Below are 16706 nucleotides of genomic sequence, written 5' to 3' on the forward strand. Positions count from 1 at the left end.
AGCCCTTGTAGCAACGTCCCTTGTTTTCCAAGTCCCTTACAGCCGAGTTGGAAAAGACAAATGATATCATTCATGAAACCCTTGGTATAACACCAAAGTGGTTTGCCCCGCCAAGTGGAAGGTTTATATGGTAACGATTCAAGTTGCGAACCGACTTAATATAAAAACCATACTGTGGACAGTCGACACGGTCGACTGGAGAAAGCCTGCAACTTCGGAAATGGTTAGAAGGGTTGTGTCGAAGGTAGAAAATGGATTCATCAAACGAAACCTACGGCCGAAGGGATAGAGGTCATGATAACGGATATTAAAGTAAAAGGATACAAACTTGGTACCGTTAGCGAACTTATGAGTGAAAAGCACGTTAATTTAGGCGAAGTTGTAACTACCGATCCTAAAGAGAATAATAAATAATAAACAGGCATCAAAATGTTCTTAGAAAAAGACATCCTTTGATGGCTGTTTATTATTGAAGGTCAGTCCTTATTTTGGGGTAAACTTTAATATTCAATAGCCGAGAATATATAGTGTACAATGTTTAGGGAAGCTCAGGCCAGGCTATTATTTTCATTTTATATAAAGACCCAAGGATACTGTTGTATTATTGCACCAGATATTACGTCGGCCATCTTCAGGCCTTCCGTTAACATCATATCGGATACCGCCACATCAGCAGCAAAGTCTTTGCTCATCATACTGACTACCTCATGTTTTGACATGTCTAAATGCTCATGAAACATTTTTCTAAACTCCGGTAGGGATATATAGGGATTGATGTCATTCAGAAACATTGAAATTTCATCGCCATTTCGATACCATGATCTTTCAATCTTTGCTGCCTTTTCTTTACTTCCTTCTTTTGATGCCTTTATTAAATCCCCTGCAAGCGTTATATGTTCCTTTAGTAGTTGACCGTATGCATCACCCACCTGGTTTCCGTAAAAAGGTCGCAATGAATCGCCCATATCCGTTGCCGTTTTTAAAAGACGGGCCACAACAAAGGAGGCATCCGGTAAATCTAAAACAAGACTACTAATCGTCATCCGTATCCAAGCTACATGTTCACCCCAAAGGCGCTGCATTTGGCTTTTTAAATTTATCATTGCTTTACTTAGACAAGATGCCCGATATCGATAAGGCTGCATTGGATAATAATAAACATTTCCCGAATAAGTGTTCAATCATATCCCCCTCCCTAACATTCACTGTTTTATCTTTATTCAGCCGAAGCAAAAAAGGTACCCAAAAGTAATGAAGTAAAACTCGCTACTGTCAAGTGAGAGGCCGGAAGGCCAAGCGCAGATATCTATTGAATAACCGTTCAAATAGGGGTGAGACTATCTGTATGAATGAAAAAAACTTAAGTGAACAAGAGTTGGTTTACAATTATTTACAAGGCAAGAAAAGCCCGTTACCCCTAATTATAGGCACAAGGGGTGCCTGGGGTATTAATGGTAAGAGAGTTATTATTTTAGTTGCTTTTACAATACCGGATATAATGGTTTTCAAGGAAATACATAATGTTGTAAAAAGTCCAATTAGAAAAATGAAATATAAGGATATTGTTTATTTTGCTGTAAACATAGTGGACGAAAAACAAGTCGAGTACTTGATTGACTATTGGAAAACATAGAGGTGTGTAAAATAAGGTTTGTAACCTACAAGCTGTATGAAAAAGTTGAATGGACCATACACATTCCTATTCAAGCTACGCTGAAAGAGCTTAAAGATGTGTTATACAAGAAGCATTAAAAGCTGTATTAGATACGCCTCGGATGTGACTTCGTTTGCGATTGCCGCACGCACCGCCGACTTTATCAGGCTCACCCGCCTTGTTAATTAGCCCCCTTTTTCACCGCCGCTAGATCATGCGGCGGTTATTTGTGCGAAAGAGGAACAAACGCAAAGCCTGCTTGTACGAATGCGAAAATTGACTATACCCAAGATCGCTTAAGGAATAATAGGAAGTACGTATCACCATACTAAATCAACCAAGCCATAAATTAAGGGAGAAAAGAATGAGCGACTTTACCCCGGAAATATTGCAGGAAGAAGCAGCACCATGCCATGCCGTTAATTGCCAAAAGTGCGAATTATCCAAACAACGCAAACGGGTAGTTTGGGCTGAAGGTAACCGTGAAGCTCCTCTTCTTATTCTTCTGGATAATCCGGGGTTGCGAGAGGACAACGAAGGCCATCCTTTTGTTTGTGGCACTCGCCAAACGCTGCAATACGGCTTCAAGGAGTCTGGGCTAGGACTCGATCGGGCGTATATTACGTACTTGCTGAAATGCCGCCCGATTCGCTCTTACGACAAGCCGCTTGCCCGAAGTGCCTGCTTTTCTCATCTGGAGTCGCAATTGGCACAGAAGAAACCCCGACTCCTGTTTGGGCTCGGAAATACCGTGGTACAATCTTTTTTTCCAGACTGGGAAGCAGATGTGAAAAGCTTTCGCGGAAAATGGCATGCGTTTCAGGGCATTCAAACGACGTTCTCTTACCACCCTTTAGCTGTGCGGCGACGGCCCGTACTTATGAAATATTTTATGGAAGATTTCCGACTTGTCGTACAAAGACTAAATGAACTTCAAGAAGAAGAGGTGTGAAGGATGGTCAGCCCATAAGTCAATCCTTTTTTTCAACGCCCAACTCGAATTGGCAATTTCCTTTCTCGGGAAGATGCTTGTGAAAGAAACGAAACAAGGCACGGCATCAGGAAGGATTGTTGAAAAAGAGGCCTAGCAGAGGATCGAGCTGCTCACAGCTATGGAACTCGGAGAACGGAACGAACGGAAAATTATATTCGGCGCCAGTTATGCCGTGTAGGTTGAAGGTGGGTTCGATTCGTCGCTTACGTTGATCGCATACTTCTTATCGTTTACAAATTTCCATACTCCCAATTCTTTTAGAAAGGGGCGCACATCCGCCGTGAAATGAACTAAATATCTTGCTGGCCATCTCATATCAGACAATAGAAAAAGAGGTTTATGTTCCTTCCCCAGGTAAAGAAAAACATCTCGAATGGTTGTATCTTCTATGATACCGTTCTATACCCGGATAGGATCAATTGGAATCCTTAGACAATAGCCATTCTTCCAAGATCCAATAAGTTACTTTCTTAGTAAAACCCTTCAATGGAATCAATCCACTTTTTTGCTTCGTCTTGTATAGCCTCTGTTTTATTCGTTTCCCAAACACCCTTGCCTCTCTCAATTTCGAATAAATCAACTTTACTTATTTCTTGCACGGCTTTCGCAGTGGGAAGAAGACCAACAAATAACAGCAACGCCAGAAACATGACCTGACCCTTTTTATAACCATACACTATAGCCATCTTTTTTTAGTTAAGATGCGTTTAATGTGCTACAAATCTTACTTTTATAAACCCATCCTAAATGTGGATGGGGGAGTAAAGTATATCCTAGGGAAAGGCGATAAAGGATATATGTCGAAATACAATCGAATTTGTGAAGGGGTTTAATCACAATGAAAGCTATTTGGGCTATTCTCTTAATATTTGCTGTAATTATTTGTTTTGGCTGCGCCCATAAATCAAATCAAGTCTCTCCAAAGGAGGAAATTAGAAACTATGCCATTCAGACTTCCCGCATGCCGGATTTGTTGGACGGCCCAGAAGGTTCCGTTCGAGCCCCTCATCCATTAACCCTTGCCGATTTACGAGCGAAATATAAAAGCACCTTTTTGCTGAGTGGCCCTCCAACAAAGCGTGAGGTCGCCCTAACTTTTGACGACGCGCCGGACGATCGTTTTACTCCCCAAGTTCTAGATATTTTAAAAAAGGAAGGCGTAAAAGTGGCATAAAAGGAACCTTTTTCGTTGTCGGCAACCGCGTCGAGGCCCAATTTTACAATCTCATCGAAAAAGGACTTACGCCATTGCTCGATGCAGGGGAAGTCAATGCAACATTGACTTCCATAATCACGGAAGCAGTAAAAACATTTAGCACTACTTCGGTCGTTTTTTCCAAACTTGGTGTTCCGGATACATTGCCATCCAATATTAGAAATCCGTTAAATGATGTAAATTAATACTTTTTCAGGGCGTTCAAAGCATTGGAACAAAGCATGAATTCTTTTATTACATTTTTTGGATCAGCGCGATCCGGCAGCGTTTGATTCATTTGTGATAAAGTTAAAAGAAGGTGTATCCTTGATTGATGGAGGTCTTACATCTCTAACAACGCAAAAAATGARGCTTTTCCCGGAAATATTTCATGGTAGGGATGCTTGGGTATTAGCCAAAAAACGCCATTTCGAACTTCGACCTTATTATGGAAGGTCCGAGGGCAATGATACAGTGAACTCCTTTTTTAGAACAACGCTAAAGGTAAGGGGAGAAATATACGATTGCGGACATGTCAGCACGAATCGTCGGCGTCGCCTCTTTCCCTTCAACCAACCTTTAGAAATGTTTCGCCCTTTTATTGCTACGAATACATCGAACCATCCCAGTGATATTTCCGTAGAACTTCTTGATCCAATTCAACACCGATTCCCGGTCCCGTTGGAATTAAAACCTGTCCCACAACAGGTTTGATTGGCACAATAAGTGTAAACGGATTGTCCATGACATCCCATTCAACGGGCTTAATATCTTCCCCTTTCATCTTGCTCCAAGGCGGCAAACTTGCCTGGGCAAATAAGGCGTATAACCGGGATAATGCTCCATCAAACCGTGTGTAGAGATGCCCTAAGGCCAAAATTACGAGAAAGCTGCAAGGTGTGTCTGTATCCATCGAGCCCATCCTCAGGTGCAACATTCAGTTGAATGATATCCACCGCCCTTTCGTGTAAAAGGGTCAGAAAATCAATTGCTCTTTTCAGGTTTTCACCCCCAGCGACCGCAACGGTTAAGTTGGATCGAAGGCATTTATAAACCGATACTCACTCCATTGGCAATGGCTCTTCAAACCAGAGGAAATCGGGCCGCTCCGAAAAATGGTGTTCACATCGGCAGTCTGAGCCAGGTCGTAGCTTTGGTTGGCGTCGACAATAAGTTTAGCCCTTCCCATTATTACGTCTTGGAGTTGCTAGATATGCTGTTGATCTTCTTCGAAAGTTCTCCCCCCGATCTTTACCTTCATCTGCCCAAAACCTTGACCAGTTGCTTGTTGTACAAGATTCACGGAATGTTCGATCCATTCCGCTTGATCCGTATAGGACTGAAAACACGCATAAACGGGTACGATGTGTACGATGTCTCTCCATCTACCTCCCCATAAAACGCATATCGAAAGGCCCGCACCTTCGCTGCGATTTCAGTAAGCGCCATACTTACACCCACCGCAGCCCTTCTATGCCACTTTTTGATATGATGCACAAGTTGAACCCGGTTCAAAGCTGGTTTACCAATTAAAAAGGGAATAATTCGTTCCTCGAACCCCTTCTTTAAAGTAGGTAACCAGTCGATACACTCCTCCCAACCCGTCAAATTGGATTGGGTGGTGATCCTGAATAAAAAGCAGCTTCGAAAGCATTTATAGCCGTTGGCGTCGCCGTATGATCGCGATAACGGATAAAATAATGGAACGACTCAATTTTTTCGATCTTCAAAGACCTTATCCCCTTTCCTATCCGTTGATGAACACGCCGCTATTTGTGCAAAAATTGACCGGGCATATAGGATTTAATCCTCTGAAGCTAAGAATACATAAACTGGAGCAATTTCCTGCCCGGACATACCCCATTGACCCGAATTCCCCGACTGTGCAGGGATTTGGAAAGAGATTGCATGAAAGCGACAATAGCCCCCTTAGTGGCGGAGTAATCGATCAAATTGCTCGTTGTCTTCGTAAGCAGTTAGAGAGGCGGCATTGATAATGGTACTTCCAGGCTTCATATGGGGCAACGCGGCTTTGGTTAGATATAAGGTGGAATAGAAATTAGTTCGAAATGTTTTTCCAACTGCGCAGAAGTGATGTCTTCAAAGTTATTTTGTACGTACTGTTCAGCCGCATTGTTGACAAGGATGTCCAATTTGCCGAATTCCTTCACGGTTTGTTCCAATCGATTGCTTGTAACAACGAGTCCATAACCGCATTGGGATGGACGACAAGTTCAGTGAACCCCGCTATTGCCTGAATAATACCTGTTGGTTAATATACTGCTTTTAAAATTGGTGCCAATTTTATTTAAAAGAGCCTGTCCCGTGATGGCTAAGACGGGGAATCCATCCAAATAAGCGTCGCCCAATCCATTAATTAAATTAGCCAGTTAGCCAGACCCGGTGGTCCCATTTGTGCGACACAAACCCCAAGCTTTCCCGTATATTTTGCTTCCTCAGAGGCCATAAGTGCAGCAACGGATTCATGCTTAACTGAAATGATCTTTATGGCGTTTTGTTTTGCTATGGCATCCATTAAACCGAAAATAGCATCCCCTACCACGCCATATATCCGTTTTACCCCCATGAACGAAGCTGTACTAGGATGAATTCCGCTATCGAATACGTGGGGGCTTGTTTCGATAACTTTATTCCGGTTAATTCATTTTGTAATGTTAACATATTTGGCATACTATCATCTTCCTTCCCGCGATTACGTCCTTTGCTTGGGAACAAAAGGGCTGTCTTTTTCCCAAAAACGCCAAGGGTAATGCCTTGCTTCGCCACTGTTTTCAATACCGATTCTCGGACCCATCGAGACTCTTTCAATTTTCTTTCCCTCTGAAATGTAAAGTGGACGTTCAAATAATGGTCTGCCGTAATCTTCCTTGACAATTCCAAGGGATTTTGTTAATTTACCAGGTCCATTGGCAAGTTCCCATATTTTCTTATCAATTCCTCGGCGTTCGAACATTAAATCAATCCCAGTATTGGGTTCGATAGATCTGATGAGCACGGATTCAGGATGGCCTATTCTGCCGCTTACTACATTGATCAAACAATGCGTATGCATCACATGCGTATAAGCAAACCCGGGCGGACCGAACATCACTTCCGTCCTTGCCGTCCTTCGATTCCCATAACTATGCGCAGCGCGATCATCAGGCCCCATGTAGGCTTCCGTTTCAACGATCCACCCCGAGGCCGTTCCCCGTTCTGTTTCATTGACAAGCAGCATTCCCAGCAAAGATCGAGCCAAGTCAAGCGTGGAACTTTGAAAGAAAGAGATATCAATTGGTTTTATTTCCACGGTAACTGCCTCTTTTCCATTTTGTGTACTTGTGTACTTCATTGAATCCTTTTTTTTCCTACGGAATAGTATGACATTCCCGATTTTACGTTATTCACGAATAAAAACGCCAATTTTAGGAATAATGAAGTGGAAGGTTATTGCTTTGGTTGGAACGGATGGTCGCTGGAACGCGTGTTAATTTTCGCGATGGGTCTATTATTTTTAGTCATTTTTGTGCAAGTCACGTTATTTCATTACCGCCAAAATTTCCGGCATTAGTCCATGTGGATTCCCGTGACCGCTACACCGGTGTTCGGCCTGTGTCTTGTCTTCTTTGCCTTTTACAATGCAACATGGCTTCTTTATGTGCTGACCGTACTGTTATCTATTGGAATCGCAGCTGGTGCCTTCAGTTCCTATATGCATGTCCACTGCGTCGGAGAACGTGTGGGTGGCTACGAATTGCGCAACTTTATGGTCGGTCCCCCCCTTACCTTGCCCGCTATGATTTCCGCCGTAAGCCTGCTGAGGCTTATTGCATTTGTATTGGGGGGTGATGAAGATGTCAGAATACAAAACGCTTTATCCAGACTTTGATGTTCTACACGAAGAAAAGAAATGGGATCCCCATACACGGGAAATCGTCGATCAACGTTTGAAGACCCAGTCATTTACCCCTTATCAGTTTTTTACCCCGCAAGAAGCGGATACTCTATTTCAGCTCTGTTCGGTTTTGCTAGACGACAAGCGTTATCCGATCGTCGCCTTCGTTGTTCATCATTTCGATTCAACCTTAAAAGCAAGTTTAGGCGAATCTCAGCGCAAAATCGGCGTACCAAAGCAACCCATTCTCATTCGTGATGGGCTTGCCCTGCTTGATCAAGTCTGCAACGAATTGATATCCGAGAAGCGTCCCTGTTTCTGCTTTATGGACAAAATTTTAAGCGAAGCGGTAGCCGCTTATTATTCGCATCCTTTCACTTGGTCGGAAATCGGCAATGCTGGCCCAGCCTATCCGCGTGGTTTTTTGTTCGTTCGGAGTTGGGATTAACTGATCCCTGGGAGGCGAAGACGATCAATGAGTTGGCTCTTGATGCTGTATACCTTTCCTATCGTTAATGTATCCTCAATAACAGCATCTTTCTTAAATCCGAGCTTAATCCCTGTGACCAATGGCTATTTACCTTCTTGTATCTGCATACCTCCAAGTCTTTGATTCGTAACCACCTGTCTTCCTTCTCCTGGTCTCCCGCATACTTGGTTACCCTTTTGGCTAAGTACAAACGATCCGACGGCACATTTAAAGTCCGCCTATGTAGCCGTCATTACAACCGCCGCGTTAGGTTCATACGACTGTGCTGTTCCATCCCTGGCCATTCGAGTTCAGGTAGTGTAGATTTTAACCTTATCAAGCAGAACTTGCTCGGCATAAATTCTACACAATCTTTGAATCTCCCACGCTTTACCACTTTTGTACGGAATTCTTCAAAACTCCAGTTGTCTGAAACAGAACGAGAGATGCTGCTACACATGAGCCATGCCCGTACATAAGAGTACCGCCACGTAGAGCTTCAAAGATCCTGCTTCACTATAAATGGGCAATATCACTGGATTTACGCGGGAACATCGCACTAGCTACGTAATAGGTTGGGACATACACCCAAATGATTGGTTATGAATACTATGTTGCATGCTTGCTAATGAGCGGTAGAAGGAGCGTGTTTACAAAATGTATCGTGTTTCAGTGAAAGGATTTCGCTATACGATCGAACCGTTTGACAGCTTGTGGCACTTGGCTCAAAGGTTTCATACGACAGTTGAAGAAATTTGCGTTGCAAATCCTACGGTAAATCCCTACAATCTTTTTATTGGTCAAATGATTACGATCCCAGGAGTTTCCCGTATGGAAACCCTGACTTACCCAATATTACCGTCACATTGTATAAGTAAGACGGAAATTGAATTGATGACCAACATGCGTTTGATATGGGAACAGCACGTGACTTGGACAAGAATGGCGATCATTAGCTTAGTTTTTGGTTTACCGGATGTGGAATTTGTACTGGCTCGGCTACTTCGAAATGCCATTGATAATGGGAATTCCCTAGAACCTTTCTATGGAGAGCAAATCGGTGAAAAATATGAAGAATTGATAAGAGAACATCTCCTCATCGCCGCAGAACTTGTTAAGGCAGCAATTGCGGGCAATCAAGCGGCCGTAGCATCCCTGGATAAAAAGTGGCATACCAATGCGGATGAAATCGCCAATTTTTTAAGCAGTATCAATCCATATATCCAAAAAGAAGAATTCAGAAAAATGTTTTACAAGCATTTAGCATTAACAAAAAACGAGGCTGTACAAATGATCCAAAAAGACTTTGAAGCATCTATCAAAGTGTTTGATGAAATCGAGGAACAAGCGATGGAAATGGCTGATGAAATAATGACTGCAATTATTAAACAATTTCCGCAAATGTTCATGACCGCAAGTCACTAGTATTTCGTTTCCTAAGTAATGTAACACGCATCTTTAAGGTATGGTTTGCGAAACTCCAGTTGTCTAAAACAGAATGCGAGATCGGTTTACAAACGGGTTGGCTAAGTCTAGCGGTCGGATCGGAATAGCAATTATGATACACAGCAGCAATGATGCCTATGGCAAATTTCCGGAAGTAAGTAATCCGACTGTATAAATCACACCGGTGTTGATCATTACGCAGGATTTTTACGAAACTGATCGGAATCGCGGGCACTCCGGAATCTGTGACTAATGATTCAGCCCGTATGATGGGCGTGTGTCGCATGGGGAAAAACCCGGAAACCACCGTGACGAACAAATTCGGGCAGATCCATGATATTCCCAAATCTGTTTGATGCAGTGCAAGTCTTTTCGTGACATCAGGGGGCGGGAATCCGACCAATTCGGTGATGGCGTTTGCCGCGCGTACCGCCGACTATATCATCGAAAAAATGAAACACCGAGAGATTCAATGATACAAACGACGACGCAGGTTATTAAATGGGGTTCCTACGCAATCGTGAATATAGAAATGGGGCCCTAATAGAGACCACTACAAAAACCTTACTTTTGTCTGAATTGGATCTTCGAAATGGAAAAAGCATCAGGTAAAGAAAAAAAGCAGTTCATTCGTCAGTTCAGGGCGGGTTGCTTTTGCTTTATCAACTTGACCATTCGCTTCACATTCACAACGAATGCGGTGAGATATGCCTGTATTCGCATACGAAACAGACCTCGGTAATTGGCTAGGTCCATACCGTGGAACCTTTTCATTTCAGCATTCTTATGTTCAATGATCGGTCTTCGCTTTATCCGTTTCTTGAACGTATCACTAAGTTCGAATTCAATCTGCTTCTTGAAATGCTTGAACACACGGTTAAAATGGGGCAGCGATGAGAAGCTGGACACAGTAGACTTCTTGAATACCATACTGAAAAAAATTATCGTAACCGCTTAGCAGCTGATGCTCATGAATGGTTCGGACCAACCAGAGCCCGTCCCCCTCCGGCATGATAATATCCGTAATAACCATATCCGGGCAGTACACTCCGAACAGCTTTCACGCTTCTTCTCCGTTTGCCGCAGCAGCAACGACGACCGTGAACGAGCCAATTCGCTCCATCATTTCGAGCGCATCCTCGTCAAGAACAATTCCGTGTCCCGGAACGAAAGGAGGCGTACAGAAACCATTTGTTACATGAATCGGCGAAACGAGAACACCCATTCACTTAACGATTCGCCCTTAACATTCCCCAAGATCATTCCGTTCGACACGCCACATAATAGATGACTGCATTCACCTTCATGTAATCAAGAAACTTATTATACAGACGCTCCCCAACGGCAACAGGTGTGTAGATGGCGCTCCTTAAACGTGCATGGCCTTCATGACCAACTCCAAGAACTGATCCCGTAGTAACGGATGTAATTTCTTCAAAATGAAGCCTTTCTTTCGATTTATAATGAATGTCAAGATATGTTTCATTTTCGACGACAGTTGGATCCGCCTTTATACAAAGTAACCCAATATTCCATGCCATTGTTATCACTTCATTAATACTTTCGTTCAGGTGAAGAATTCAACATCAATCACCAATTACCTTTTTTTGGATGTGGAAATAACTATCTTCCCTCTACGGAGAATCACTTTTCTCGTAAATGCTCACGTTTTCTTAGAATTCATTCGGTATCCACCATAAAAGGGGTAGATATCCTGCGAATGAGCGAGCATTGGCGAGAAAAACCTTTTATTCAGAGGGAGGAATGTTTAGCTCAGCGACACTTTTATGTAAAGATTAGGCCGGTTTCTTAATGCTCATTGAGAAGATCATTGGTGATAACACGGATGAAATTATGGCAACCACAATGACAGCATCTTGAATTCCTTTGTTAATGACTCCCAGTCTCATGCCGATCGATGCCGCAACAACGATTAACGTCATCCGCGATGACAGTAAGAATCCCCCGGCTAGAGCCTTACGCATACCTAGGATCGGTCCGAGACACGCCATTGGAAGTACTTTAACGATATAGGCTGTGGAAAGAAGAAGGGGAACCCAACCTAACGCTTGGGGAGATCTAATGAATTCTGATACATTAAAACGAAAGCCGACCATGACGAAGAATATCGGAATAATCAAACCGTAGCCTATTCCTTCTAACTGTTCCTTGAACGGATGGTTATCATGAAGACGAAAACTCGCTAACAGAAACCCTGCCAAAAAACTGCCTAGAATGGCCTCTGAACCTGTCATGTCAGTGATAATACCGTAAAGGCCAAGAACAGCAAGGAGCCCCTGCAATCGGGTGACAGAATTTTTGTGGAATTCTTTTTGCCATAAAGAGGTTTTCCTTAGTCTGATGATGGTTTGATAGATAATGACGGATAAAGGCAGAAGCAAACCTACGGAAGCTTGACGCCAAGTAAATCCAGTATGATAAGATCCTCCAATAATGGAGAGCATGATCATTGTTATTAGGTCAGCGAGAATTGCGGACGTTAGAAGCAGCTGGCCGTACTGGCTTTGAATGATTCCTGTTTCCTTAAGTACCGGCATCACAATCCCGAGTGAAGTTGTTAAAAGAATGAGCATAATCATCCAGGACTGTATTGAGGGATCAATTTGATGAATTCTTGTTCCTAAAACAAACGCCAACAAAGCGGTCCCTACAAATACTAAAAATCCGATAATAAAAGGGTTCTGCCAGAGCTTAGCCCCTTGACCACTTCTAAGGAAATTTAAATCGACCTCCATTCCCGACAAGAACATTAAATAATAGAGTCCAAATTCACTTAATCCGTCTAGCCATTTTATTTGCTCTTCATGAAACAATCCTCTACCGTAATAGGAAAGCAGAATTCCCAAAATTAAATACGCCAAAACGGATGGAATCCGGAATGCTTTCATTCTGTTAAGCAGCAATTGCACGACAAATATACATATGTACAACCAAAAAAGAGGTATTAAAGCACCATGCCCCATAATAGTTAGCCCCCATTCCTTATAAAGTATGCTAGTCCGATTCGGAAATATAACTATTCGATTCCATCTCGCTGTTTCGAGGGCAATACCATCAATCACTTTATTAGTTGGACTATTCTGTCCTTTGAGCGGTTCAATATAAATTGTCGACATTCGGACAATGTTCTTGTCACAAATCGGCAATCGGCTCAAGTTCTTGACATTGTCAATTGACAAGAATTTAAGCTGATAAATAAAAAAGCCGCGGTTTACGCGAACTCGATTCGGACAATGTTCTTGTCATCCGACAAGTAAGAATCGGATGATAGTRCACCCTACTCATTCGCAGGATTTGGTTTGCAAATGTTGTTCAGGGAGAGCACTCGTCAGTCGTAGCTATCCCAATTTTGGACATACGGGAACAGAAGAAGTGTTGGAACATTTCTCCAAATAGTGTTCTTCTGCACGTTCACTCCACACATACCTTGGGGTTCACCATCCCATGACTATACGTGTCTTTGCCCTTACATTCCTGCGTTACACCTGATCAAGGCGTGGAGACCGATAACGTTTAGCTGACGGGTCTGAGCCCTTACCGGGCAGAAACTCGGTCCTCCGTGCTTTCTTTTTTCAATCCTGCGAATGAGTCAATACACTGTTCTTTATCAGTCTTAAGCAGCTTGGTTCGAGCCGGATAAGCGAAAAACAATTGATATCTCTTTCCTTAATGGATTTGGCGAAAAAGACCCACTCAAAATCAATCAGAATGTAAACTCGTTCCAGCCAGGGACGATAATAACGATTTGGTTTTGACAAGAACCTTATCCCAGCAAAAACCGCTATAGAATTACAAACGCCGATGATCCACTATATTGTAGTGGATCATCGGCGTTTTATTGAAGACTTTGTCAACAGTCCCATATTCAATCGAAAACAGCTGGGAATAACTCTTTAAATATGATTAAATTCATCAATTGATTGGTGACTTGTAACTTCCGAATCCTCATCAAGTGCTTTTATTCCCCTATTGAGCTCTTGAGCATATTCGCGAATCAAATCGAAATCCTCTTTATTGTTATTCATTGATCCCGTTTCAGTTTTTGATTCTTGATTATTTTTCTTAATCTTCATCCTACCTACTCCTTCCTGATGAAGAACAAAACATAATACGATAAGTCGCTAATTACAAAATGGGTTAATGCTCTTTTTGACCCGACAACAACACCCACCATCAAGACCAGATTATTTAACTGTTTAATAACACGTCTGTTTTTCCCCGTTTATGAACGTCTGGTTACTATCTCAGAAATTCAATCGGTATCCACTATGAAAGGGGCAGATATCCTGCGAATGAGCGAGCATTGGTGAGAAAAACCATTCATACAGAGGGAGGAATGTTTAACCTAATGAGGCTACTATCGAACCGGTATCTTCTCTAAAGAAATACTCTGGGTAGCGTATGACTAACAAACAAATCATATTGCCACTTCATGATTACGGAGCTCGTAATTAAGACGTTAGTTGAAATTCAAATAACAATATGGATTTCGTATAGTTTCTCAACTTTTAATGGGTGTCCCTAGATTATCATACAAATATCGTCCTTGCTTAAATACATAAAATCATCAGTAATCGAAAAATATATAACAGTTGTTTATGACAAATACATTCTCTTGGAGGTCCGAAAAATTGGTACAACAAATTGATGCAAACCAGTTAAAGAAAGCAGAAGCTGCAACAACACTTGCTAAAAGTCTTATAGGTCAAGCCATTGAACAATCAGCCGCTAATCCTACGCTTAGTGAAGAAGCTCTAAAGCAAGCATCATCTGAAATAGCACAAGCACAAACAATGATTAGTCAGGGTCAATCAACAATGCAAACTACTTCACAATAATTTGGTTGAAAGGACAGTTATTCGTGTAAACGAAAATGAAGAAACACATTTCAAAGCGTTATAAATAAGACATAACATAAAAGGCAAAAACTCTAATTCAACAAAGGCTGCCGGACACTTGCCTTGCCGGCAGTTTTTAATCGTTGTACTTTCGAATTGTTAATCCAGATCATTCATGTAAAATGAAATACATGGTTCCGTCGAAATCAGTTCATCAAAGTCTTGTCTTAAATATTGAGCCTTCGACTTCCCATTGGCAGTTGTTCATTTAGGTTTTTCCAAAATTTTTATTCATCAAAATTTTCGTCACACAAATCAATTGGTAATTCTTTGAAAGCTTTTGTCAGTTTTGTCTATTTGCCTCAGATTTCTATAAAATTTAATCCATTCCCATGGACGCAATAGATATATAACGACCTTCATTATGATTTGTTAGACATTTTTTCTATTCTTTTGATTGAACTATAACGCAATTGAATAAAGCAGTTCGCCAATGGGTGCCTGCTTAGCTAGTCTACATGAAGCTAGCGAAGTTTTCTTAATGTGATGGAATCCAACCCACGATTTGCAAAACCGTCAAAGCTACCTCAATCGCAATCAGAATCACGACAATCCATTCAACGAAAAGCCCACGGATGGAATGACTTATATTTGAGAAACCCTCCAAGATGTGATACAAAATGTCGGTTTTACTTTTTAGAATCGTATATCGATCGTTCAATTCAAAAAATACGATCATTTCATCTTAAATTTGTCGATGGCTATAAAAACATTGTCAAGACGGTTAAGACCTATTGCATGGGGCATTTGGAGAAAATCATTTTTTGGGGATTGAAATAGAATCCTACATTTTATATTCCAATTGTATGACATGAAGAGTCGTGATCAAAGCTGTTGCTGCAGGAAAGATGCCTTTAGTGGCTTCGAGCTCACTATAAGTTGCAAGGGATTCCACATTGTTTGCTACAAATATAAAATTATCTAAGTATTAATTGTTACTCGCGGCTAAAGATAAGTTTTTACACTTTTTGAATAACCTTTATCCAATAAGGTAATTACTACAAAGTAACAAGAGATTGGAGGACAGTTAAATGAAAGAAATAGCTAAATTGATTTCAAGCTTAATTGTGTTACTTGTTTTGGGTAACTACACTACTAATGTAGTTACTGCCCAAAAGGATATGGAAACACAAATTCAAACAGAAATACCGACAAATGATTTAAAGAACGCAGCAGAAAGTGAACCCACCCTCTCAATAGAAGATGCGTTAAAGCAATTCAGGACAAGTTTCAACAAGAATCCAATTGTGCCCAAATACATTCCATTTGAACCTACCTATTCTGGTGGCCTTTTTAATGAACAAAAAAAGGTTGTTAGCGTTGGCTATTTGAATGTAAATTCACATGAATTTATGTCTTTAATGATTACTACAGAAGACTTTGTTAATATTAAGGACCCTGTTTATATAAAACTACATAATAGTACAAAAGCTATATACGTACGTGCACGTGACTCAAAGTTAGCCTCAGTTGATTTTATTAGATTTCAAAAAGATGGTTTAACTTATCAAATAGGGATTTCAAATTCAGAGAGGAATGATGGTCAAGAAAGGTTGAAGGAATTAGTGGAAATAGCAAATTCGATGTAACGAAACATCAAAATCACCCATTTAATAATACTATTGAGGGGCGACTTTTATTATCACATTATCAGCTTAAGAAGCTTTAGACTAAACAGGGGACAACGGAAAACAGCGTTGTCCCCCTACCAAATCCTTAATGGCCTCCCCAAAAGCCTTTTCATGACATCGGGGGGCAGACCATCTTAATGGTGCTTGCCGTCGCGTACCGAAATGAAACATCATCAAGAGATATAATGATTCCGGTTCTTCATTACAGGAATGGCTCCTTTCTTAATTTCCGTATAACTCCCTCTTGGACAGCCCGTTAAGCAAGCAGCGAGGGGAAACCAGTAGTATCCAGTAGGCTCGATACCGAAAAGGATCTCCGTCTTGTTATTTTTTAGCCACTAGCGGTAAGATACAGCGGAACAGCAATGCTCTTAAACGAGAACGTCCTCGCTTACTTATACCCGTCTTTTGCCTCTACCCTCCAATTTACTCCCCAAGTGATGTCAAGGCACTCACTATGAAGCATAAGATGAAATAGAAACAAAATCAACGTATTACAAGAA

20 protein-coding genes and 4 pseudogenes are annotated in these 16706 nt (G+C 41.6%); 10 read left to right on the forward strand and 14 right to left on the reverse strand.

The annotated features are described in order from the left end of the window. Nucleotides 1-572: 572 nt before the first annotated feature. Nucleotides 573-1181: an acetylglutamate kinase gene (locus AC1DVJ_RS18300; RefSeq protein WP_477592673.1), complete on the reverse strand. Its 609-nt coding sequence runs from the start codon at nt 1179-1181 to the stop codon at nt 573-575. Between the two features lie 164 nt (nt 1182-1345). On the opposite strand from AC1DVJ_RS18300, the gene AC1DVJ_RS18305 reads away from it, so the two are divergent. The 3 genes and pseudogenes from AC1DVJ_RS18305 to AC1DVJ_RS18315 form a co-directional block, all read left to right on the forward strand. Then, on the forward strand, nt 1346-1633 hold the full coding sequence (locus AC1DVJ_RS18305; RefSeq protein WP_477592674.1) for a hypothetical protein: 288 nt from the start codon (nt 1346-1348) through the stop codon (nt 1631-1633). A gap of 385 nt (nt 1634-2018) precedes the next feature. Further along, entirely contained in the window at nt 2019-2606 is a 588-nt protein-coding gene (locus tag AC1DVJ_RS18310; protein WP_477592675.1) for a uracil-DNA glycosylase, read from the forward strand. Beyond that, nucleotides 2603-2795, forward strand: a pseudogene (locus AC1DVJ_RS18315) (DNA-3-methyladenine glycosylase); the annotation flags it as partial. The gene AC1DVJ_RS18310 and the pseudogene AC1DVJ_RS18315, both read left to right, overlap by 4 nt. Nucleotides 2796-2813: 18 nt before the next feature. Here AC1DVJ_RS18315 and AC1DVJ_RS18320 read toward each other — a convergent pair. After that, nucleotides 2814-2963 carry a hypothetical protein gene (locus tag AC1DVJ_RS18320; RefSeq protein ID WP_477592709.1) on the reverse strand — a complete coding sequence of 50 codons (150 nt, stop codon included), beginning with the start codon at nt 2961-2963 and terminating at the stop codon, nt 2814-2816. A 155-nt stretch (nt 2964-3118) separates the two neighbouring features. After that, nucleotides 3119-3334: a hypothetical protein gene (locus tag AC1DVJ_RS18325; protein WP_477592676.1), complete on the reverse strand. Its 216-nt coding sequence runs from the start codon at nt 3332-3334 to the stop codon at nt 3119-3121. Nucleotides 3335-3486: 152 nt separating this feature from the next. On the opposite strand from AC1DVJ_RS18325, the gene AC1DVJ_RS18330 reads away from it, so the two are divergent. Beyond that, entirely contained in the window at nt 3487-3822 is a 336-nt protein-coding gene (locus tag AC1DVJ_RS18330; protein WP_477592677.1) for a polysaccharide deacetylase family protein, read from the forward strand. Between the two features lie 625 nt (nt 3823-4447). Here the strand turns inward: AC1DVJ_RS18330 and AC1DVJ_RS18335 are convergent. The 4 genes and pseudogenes from AC1DVJ_RS18335 to AC1DVJ_RS18350 form a co-directional block, all read right to left on the reverse strand. Beyond that, nucleotides 4448-5573: pseudogene (locus AC1DVJ_RS18335) on the reverse strand (mandelate racemase/muconate lactonizing enzyme family protein). A 117-nt stretch (nt 5574-5690) separates the two neighbouring features. Further along, nucleotides 5691-5996 (reverse strand): annotated as a pseudogene (locus AC1DVJ_RS18340) (SDR family NAD(P)-dependent oxidoreductase); the annotation flags it as partial. A gap of 224 nt (nt 5997-6220) precedes the next feature. Next, nucleotides 6221-6430 carry a thiamine pyrophosphate-binding protein gene (locus tag AC1DVJ_RS18345; protein ID WP_477592678.1) on the reverse strand — a complete coding sequence of 70 codons (210 nt, stop codon included), beginning with the start codon at nt 6428-6430 and terminating at the stop codon, nt 6221-6223. 126 nt (nt 6431-6556) lie between these two features. Continuing rightward, nucleotides 6557-7195 (reverse strand): DNA-3-methyladenine glycosylase, encoded by a 639-nt coding sequence (locus AC1DVJ_RS18350; RefSeq protein ID WP_477592679.1) that lies wholly within the window; start codon nt 7193-7195, stop codon nt 6557-6559. 222 nt (nt 7196-7417) lie between these two features. On the opposite strand from AC1DVJ_RS18350, the gene AC1DVJ_RS18355 reads away from it, so the two are divergent. The 4 genes from AC1DVJ_RS18355 (at nt 7418) to AC1DVJ_RS18370 (ending at nt 10197) form a co-directional block, all read left to right on the forward strand. Continuing rightward, nucleotides 7418-7732: a hypothetical protein gene (locus tag AC1DVJ_RS18355; protein ID WP_477592680.1), complete on the forward strand. Its 315-nt coding sequence runs from the start codon at nt 7418-7420 to the stop codon at nt 7730-7732. Beyond that, nucleotides 7698-8186 carry a gluconate 2-dehydrogenase subunit 3 family protein gene (locus AC1DVJ_RS18360; RefSeq protein WP_477592681.1) on the forward strand — a complete coding sequence of 163 codons (489 nt, stop codon included), beginning with the start codon at nt 7698-7700 and terminating at the stop codon, nt 8184-8186. The genes AC1DVJ_RS18355 and AC1DVJ_RS18360 overlap by 35 nt, the downstream gene beginning before the upstream one ends. Before the next feature lie 852 nt (nt 8187-9038). Next, the gene (locus AC1DVJ_RS18365) at nt 9039-9632 is read left to right on the forward strand and encodes an acetylglutamate kinase (protein ID WP_477592708.1); all 594 of its coding nucleotides are present in this window, start codon (nt 9039-9041) and stop codon (nt 9630-9632) included. Nucleotides 9633-10008: 376 nt separating this feature from the next. Beyond that, nucleotides 10009-10197 carry a hypothetical protein gene (locus AC1DVJ_RS18370; RefSeq protein WP_477592682.1) on the forward strand — a complete coding sequence of 63 codons (189 nt, stop codon included), beginning with the start codon at nt 10009-10011 and terminating at the stop codon, nt 10195-10197. An 89-nt stretch (nt 10198-10286) separates the two neighbouring features. On the opposite strand, the pseudogene AC1DVJ_RS18375 reads toward AC1DVJ_RS18370, so the two are convergent. The 6 genes and pseudogenes from AC1DVJ_RS18375 to AC1DVJ_RS18400 form a co-directional block, all read right to left on the reverse strand. Beyond that, a pseudogene (locus AC1DVJ_RS18375) lies at nt 10287-10511 on the reverse strand (transposase); the annotation flags it as partial. 19 nt (nt 10512-10530) lie between these two features. After that, nucleotides 10531-10686: a hypothetical protein gene (locus AC1DVJ_RS18380; protein ID WP_477592683.1), complete on the reverse strand. Its 156-nt coding sequence runs from the start codon at nt 10684-10686 to the stop codon at nt 10531-10533. Between the two features lie 27 nt (nt 10687-10713). After that, the gene (locus tag AC1DVJ_RS18385) at nt 10714-10878 is read right to left on the reverse strand and encodes a hypothetical protein (protein ID WP_477592684.1); all 165 of its coding nucleotides are present in this window, start codon (nt 10876-10878) and stop codon (nt 10714-10716) included. Nucleotides 10879-10912: 34 nt separating this feature from the next. After that, nucleotides 10913-11194: a hypothetical protein gene (locus AC1DVJ_RS18390; protein ID WP_477592685.1), complete on the reverse strand. Its 282-nt coding sequence runs from the start codon at nt 11192-11194 to the stop codon at nt 10913-10915. Between the two features lie 255 nt (nt 11195-11449). Further along, nucleotides 11450-12853, reverse strand: a complete 1404-nt coding sequence (locus AC1DVJ_RS18395; protein WP_477592686.1) for a cation:proton antiporter — start codon at nt 12851-12853, stop codon at nt 11450-11452. 714 nt (nt 12854-13567) lie between these two features. After that, complete coding sequence (locus AC1DVJ_RS18400) at nt 13568-13747, reverse strand: hypothetical protein (RefSeq protein ID WP_477592687.1); 180 nt, start codon at nt 13745-13747, stop codon at nt 13568-13570. Between the two features lie 558 nt (nt 13748-14305). Here AC1DVJ_RS18400 and AC1DVJ_RS18405 point away from each other — a divergent pair. Continuing rightward, nucleotides 14306-14512 (forward strand): hypothetical protein, encoded by a 207-nt coding sequence (locus AC1DVJ_RS18405; protein WP_477592688.1) that lies wholly within the window; start codon nt 14306-14308, stop codon nt 14510-14512. A gap of 538 nt (nt 14513-15050) precedes the next feature. Here AC1DVJ_RS18405 and AC1DVJ_RS18410 read toward each other — a convergent pair. Then, nucleotides 15051-15251, reverse strand: a complete 201-nt coding sequence (locus AC1DVJ_RS18410) for a hypothetical protein (protein WP_477592689.1) — start codon at nt 15249-15251, stop codon at nt 15051-15053. A gap of 352 nt (nt 15252-15603) precedes the next feature. Here AC1DVJ_RS18410 and AC1DVJ_RS18415 point away from each other — a divergent pair, with 352 nt between their 5' ends. Further along, the gene (locus AC1DVJ_RS18415; protein ID WP_477592690.1) at nt 15604-16161 is read left to right on the forward strand and encodes a hypothetical protein; all 558 of its coding nucleotides are present in this window, start codon (nt 15604-15606) and stop codon (nt 16159-16161) included. Nucleotides 16162-16706 lie beyond the last annotated feature (545 nt).

It is taken from the genome of Paenibacillus sp. P4_A9 (genome assembly GCF_056402415.1).